This window comes from Falsiporphyromonas endometrii, from assembly GCF_042654485.1.
GTDB lineage: Bacteria > Bacteroidota > Bacteroidia > Bacteroidales > Porphyromonadaceae > Porphyromonas > Porphyromonas endometrii.
Genome location: NZ_JBHSGO010000023.1, coordinates 1 through 5,976, shown reverse-complemented (window position 1 = coordinate 5,976; position 5,976 = coordinate 1). Strand labels below are relative to the sequence as shown.

Annotated in this window: 3 protein-coding genes; 2 read left to right on the top strand and 1 reads right to left on the bottom strand. The window is 31.5% G+C overall.

Annotated features, from left to right (window positions below; genetic code table 11):
- The first annotated feature begins 255 nt into the window (after positions 1–255).
- A complete protein-coding gene (locus ACFO3G_RS01235) occupies positions 256–2,211 on the top strand; it encodes an InlB B-repeat-containing protein (RefSeq protein WP_380077232.1) in 1,956 nt (651 codons plus the stop codon).
- A gap of 65 nt (positions 2,212–2,276) precedes the next feature.
- Positions 2,277–4,472 carry a leucine-rich repeat domain-containing protein gene (locus tag ACFO3G_RS01230; RefSeq protein ID WP_380077230.1) on the top strand — a complete coding sequence of 732 codons (2,196 nt, stop codon included), beginning with the start codon at positions 2,277–2,279 and terminating at the stop codon, positions 4,470–4,472.
- A gap of 1,193 nt (positions 4,473–5,665) precedes the next feature.
- Here ACFO3G_RS01230 and ACFO3G_RS01225 read toward each other — a convergent pair.
- Positions 5,666–5,976 (bottom strand): transposase (locus ACFO3G_RS01225; RefSeq protein ID WP_380077228.1); only part of this gene is annotated, 311 nt, incomplete at its 5' end.

The window sequence follows — 5,976 nt, the reverse complement described above, 5'->3', positions numbered from 1 at the left end:
TTTCTTCATGCTTAACCATTCGTTTTGACAACATTTCAATGATCTCTTTAGTGTTTTCGAACCGACTTTTGTCAGTTCTATTGTTTAACTTTTAATTTTTCGGTAAAAATTTACCGAAGTATTGGTTATAAGGAATTATGATTATTTAATATTATAAAACTGATTAGTATTGCTATTTATAATATACCTATTTGATATAGATGTAATAATTAGAAACGTGTATTTTATATTTATAAATTATAATACAATATGAATATGAAAAATATCTTTTTAAAAGTTGTTTTTATTCTATCATCTTTACTACTTACTCAAGGATATAGTAGAGTTGCATATGGTGAAAAAATAATGTGGACAACTGTTGAAGTTCAAGCTGGTCAAGTTGGTCAAAATCAGTTTCCCGAGGGAACAGAAAATCTAAAGCTGGTTGGGACAATGAACAGTAATGATTTTAGAAGCATCAGTAGAAGACTATCTTCATCTCTTATGCGCATAGACATGAGTGAACTAAGTAAAATTGACAATTCAGAAAATGCAGAATTTCCTGAAAGAGCTTTGAATAATTTTGAAAGACTTCAAGAAGTCACATTTCCTCTTTGCGTTTCTTCTATGTATGGAGCTATTTTTAGAGGTTCTAATGACATAAAAAAGATTGTTTTAAAAAATTCATCTGTTACGGGTGGTAGTAACCCTAGTACAGGAATGCCTTCATTTTGGGGGAGAAACACTCTTACTGAAGGACAAATTAAAGCAATTACTCTCGTTGTCCCTAAGGGAAGTAAGGATAACTATTATAGTACTAGTGCGCCATGGAAAAATTTTACAATAATTGAAGATAATATAAGCGATGATAATCAAGAACTTAACAAGAAATTTGTAACTTTAACAATAGAAATGTATAAGGTTAATGAAATCTTAGTACAAGATAAAACCTCTAATAAAACCCTATGTAATCAAGTTAGCTTTAGTTCAGAACTCCATGTAGAAGATGGACATGAAATTGAAATATCAGCTTCTGGAAACAAAAATCTTTCTATCTATGACTCATATTACGAAGAAGAGGGTAAGGGCAAAATTACAATCTCGTCTTTTCCTATCTCTTTAAAACCAGAAGGAAAACCAATTAAAGTATGTATTAGATACGATGCTCTTGTTAACTACGGTGTTCGAGGGGGCAATGGATCGATAAAAGCTTTTTCGGTTGATAAAATAGGGGATTCTGAGGCAGAATTAGAAACAGGTAATCCATTTGGAAATTCAAAACAATTGAAATTCATTGCGATACCTGAAAAAGGATATAAGGTTAAGAATTGGTTTATCAATAATGTCATTCAAAAGAACGACTCAAATATCTTAATTATAGATAGTCCAAATGGAACTCAAAACATAGAGGTCGAATTTGAAAAAGAACTTCCTAAGTACTCGGTACAAGCAGTAATTGCTGAAGGACAAGATGATTTTGGAGCAATCAAATTATATGAATCTCCTGATGGTAAAGTGTATAATGAAATGCGCACATCAAGTTTCATTGTTAATGCTGGATCATTTGTGAAGATTTTAGCAACTCCCAATGAAGGATATATTTTTAAATGCTTTCTTGTAAATGATCAAGAAAAAAGCGGAGACTTCTCAGACAAAGATTGCAGTTATATTATACCAAATATTGATCAAAACATAAAGATAGTCGCACAATTTATTGCGGAACAAAAGACACAATTCAAAATTAACGCTAGAGTCAATAATCCGGAACTCGGGGATATTAAAATCAAAAACACTACGGATAAATCAAACATTCAAGATGTGGAGAGTGGTGGAACGATATCAGAAGGTACAGAGTTGACATTTATTGTAAACCCAATAAATGACAAGGTGATAGTTAGCTGGAAACTTAATGATGAACCGATTGAATATATTGGTAAAACTTATAAGCTTGTGGCTGATCAGAAAAAAAGTATAAATGGCATAATTAATATTGAAGCAATTTTACGGTTTCCCGAGTCTACTGAAAATTTTTGTTCCTCAACTAAGATATATTCTTATGAACAATCTATTTTCATTTATACAAGTATTGACATCCCATATATTGTATATGATATTGATGGCACCGTTGTGCATGAAGCTATTGCTGTAGCCGGCCATAATAAACTAGATCTGCAACCTGGTTCATATATTATAGTATTAGGAAATAAATCTACTAAAATAGTATTGAAATAATATTAATTATTAATATAAAAACAATAATCAGTATAATAATTGTCACATCAAAAAATGTCACTAAGATGAAGAAAAAAGAATTGATGAATGCCAGTGCATTAATGCCTAGAATTGTTCGTGGTAGTATTTTTGTGTTATTTGTTTTAATAAGTTTATTTAATACAACTAATGCACAAGATATTATCAAATTCACAACTAATAAAGAAATTGGCGATGAAATGTGGATTGATATTATTTTGCCTCAAGAAGATTCTCCATATGAAGTCACAGGATTAAAAAAGACGGGAGAAAAGCACGATTTACAAATAGGACAAAAATATATCGTAACTGCTAAAGAAATTACCATTAGTTCCGAAATCATTCTTGGATTCAATTGCTATGATTCTCAGGTTACAGATATTGATGTATCAAAATGTAATCATCTTCAAGAATTAATGTGTAATAACAATGAACTTACTAATATTAATGTTAGAGATTGTAAGGCATTGAAGAAATTGAACCTAGCACAAAATAAAGTTAAGATATTAAACTTATCAGGGTGTGATCGACTTGAATGGTTGGGATGTTGGAGAAATCAAATTGAGTCTATAAATCTCGATGGTTGTAAATCTTTAAGTTGGTTAGGTACATGGAGAAACAAATTAACAGTATTGGACTTTTCAGACTGTGAAAATCTAGAATCTCTAGATGTTGAAAATAATAATTTTACGGAAATAAGTATTGATAACTTAAAAAAACTAAAAGAGGTTAAATGCTCCTTTAATAAAATTGCTGAACTAAACCCAACAAATTGTAGTTCATTGGAATTTATTGATTGTAGACATTGTGGATTAAATGATTTTAGTATATCAAATTGCCCGAGGATTAAATATATTTATATTGACAACAATAACCTTACAAAGCTTGATCTGGAATCATTATCTACTCTTGAACAACTTGATTGTAACACAAATAAATTAACAAGTGTATCACTAAAAAATTTGAAAAATATTCAGTGGATTGAAATAAGCAAAAATGAACTTAAGGAAATTGACTTATCTGAAGTGCCAAATCTACGACAACTAAATGTTACAGAAAATCCACTTAACAGCCTTGATATAACAACATGTGTTCATCTTCAAGGACTTATGTGTCAAAACTCAAACTTGTCACTTCTTGATTTTACCAAATCAAGAAGTTTAATAAATCTAAATTGTAGTCATAACAAACTTAAAAACATAGACTTTTCAAATTGTGAGAATTTGCAACAGGTTAACTGTTCATTCAACAAATTAGAAGCATTGACATTCCCTGAATCATGCAATGAATTGACATATCTTAATTGCTCTTCAAACATGATTAGTAAATCTTCTATGCAAGAATTATTCAATTCATTACCTATGAATTATGAATATTGGGACCCCAGAAAGATTATAGTTAAGAACTTAGAAAACTCAAATGAACAAAATGCATTGCCTGTTGGAATTGTAGAAATTGCAAATAATAAATATTGGAATGTATATCTAAAGATTGGAAAGGTATTATATGCATATGACGGTAAGAAGTCTACATACAAAGTAGAATCTAGCGTTAGTGATGGAGGAAATGTTTCACTTATTGGATGCACAGACTTAAAAAATGTTCCTATTGGTACTAAACTAAAAGTAGCTACAGAAGAAAATAAAGGATATGTACTTATTACATTAAAGGTAAATGGAGTTGATATTTATGATGATAAAGAGTTTTATGTAGTTGGGGATAGCTATATAGAAGCTATTTTTGAAAAGAAGGAAAATGCATATTGTTCTATCAAACTTTTAAACAACGAGCATGGTACAATATCTATCAAGGGAATGACAGATGATGATCTTAAACATGTGAGAAAGAGTAAACAAATCACTGTAGTTGCCCATCCTAGGAATGAATTTTGTGGATTAGAGGCTTTGTATGTTAATGGAAATAATATTTATCCAGAAGTTTCTTTCGAGATTATGAAAGACACTGAAGTAAAAGCCTTTTTTGTAGACTATAAAGGGGAATTACTTCCTACAGATGAGGTCCTTGGAAAGGATATTGATATCATAGTGAATATATTTAGTAAAGAATTATCAATTAAAGGAGCCAGACCCAATGAGTCGTTTTATATTTACAACCTACAAGGACAACTATGTACAAAAGGAAAATGCGGAGTTGATGGAAACTATACGATCAATATTTCAGATTTAAGAAAAGGACTCTATATTATAATTGTTGGCTGCAAAACCGAGAAAATAATGCTATAATAAAATAACGTATAATTTTTCATTAATGAGGCTGTGTCTGAATTCAAACTTGGCGCAGCCTCTTCTATTATTTCATATGAATAATTTTTGTCGTCCAATAAAACTCCAAAAATGAGTATAATAAAGTAGCTTAGTTGAGATTTTATGCAGTTGAGATACATAGTTTAGATTCTACCCTTCTAATTCAGATTCTAAGTGTCTTCTAAAAGTTTTATAAATGAGAAGAAATAAGGTGGATGATTTTATGTCACTAGGATGAACAAATGTCTCTCTTGAGAACAATTGACAATCTGCATGTTTATGGCTCCAGATGGAACGATGTAATATCGGGAATAAACGATTATATCCTGTAAGGGAAAGACAAATATAAGTTGGAGCAAATCGGGAGACAATTATACTTTCAAATTCAATTTTAAGGATGACAATAACCATGCCATTACAGGTACATGGACCGGTCTTGTAGTCTTCGAAAATCCAGATAATTGATGTGCTATCTATTTATTCCAATACAGAGATGTCTTTTCTGATTGGATCTCTTCTGATCTATCTTTTGGTTGAAAAGATTATCGGTTTGAAGTTTGAAAGAGGCTGTGACGGTATTTATACTTGATCAGCCTCTTTTCATATCCTATTGCATTATAAGTCTGGTGATTGTGTTTTAATGTATAAATTTTGACTTATTCATTAATATCTTTAGCTTTGTGGTGTTAATACATTAAATCGGTAATCCCATGTGGTTTTTTGTTTTGTATTAATACCATTATTGAACAGCACGGTTTTTATAGTGTATACACCATATACAGAGGCCTTCGAGGTTTCCTGGTGTATACACATTTTGCTTTTGTAACTTCTTTGTTGCTTGAGCATGATAATTTTCTATCCTTAACTAAGAATCCAAAGTATTTTGGAAGATGAGAATAGATAAACAAATACAGATAATCTTATGATTTCTTTTGGCTTATTATTTTCTCAAATGGAGTCACACAGCCAACTCCTTGACCAGATGCATGAATCAATACAAAATAACTTCATAAGTTATAGATGTCCGATAAAACTATTGGAATAACATCAATCTTGGACTTCATAAACCCAAAAATGTCGATAGAACATGGGAGTATCACATACATTCAAAGGTAGTATCCCTAAAAGTGTGTAATTGAAGTTTATCTTTGAGTCAAAATTAATCATTTCATTTAATTGTTTTTCTCATCTGTCAGGCGGACATGAAAAACACCGGGGGGATTGGCGTCCGCCCGGGGGCTCGCAGCCCCCGAAGAGGACTCTCCAATTTCAATCAATCCGACCGAAAGATTCCCTATCTTCCTGTGGAGATAAGTTGCATTCAAAGCTACAAGCCCGATCAGGTAGAGTGCCGATTCCACGGAGGGTAAAGCAGCCTTATAGGAGACGGCTTTCTTGATCTGCCTGTTAAAACGTTCCACCCAATTGGTGCTGTAAATAAACGGTCTGACCTCGGGAGCATAATCGAGATAGGTGAAATAGA

Coding starts and splice junctions, on each gene's coding strand:
- ACFO3G_RS01235 (WP_380077232.1), top strand. CDS start 256: ATGAAAAATATCTTTTTAAAAGTTGTTTTTATTCTATCATCTTTACTA.
- ACFO3G_RS01230 (WP_380077230.1), top strand. CDS start 2,277: ATGAAGAAAAAAGAATTGATGAATGCCAGTGCATTAATGCCTAGAATT.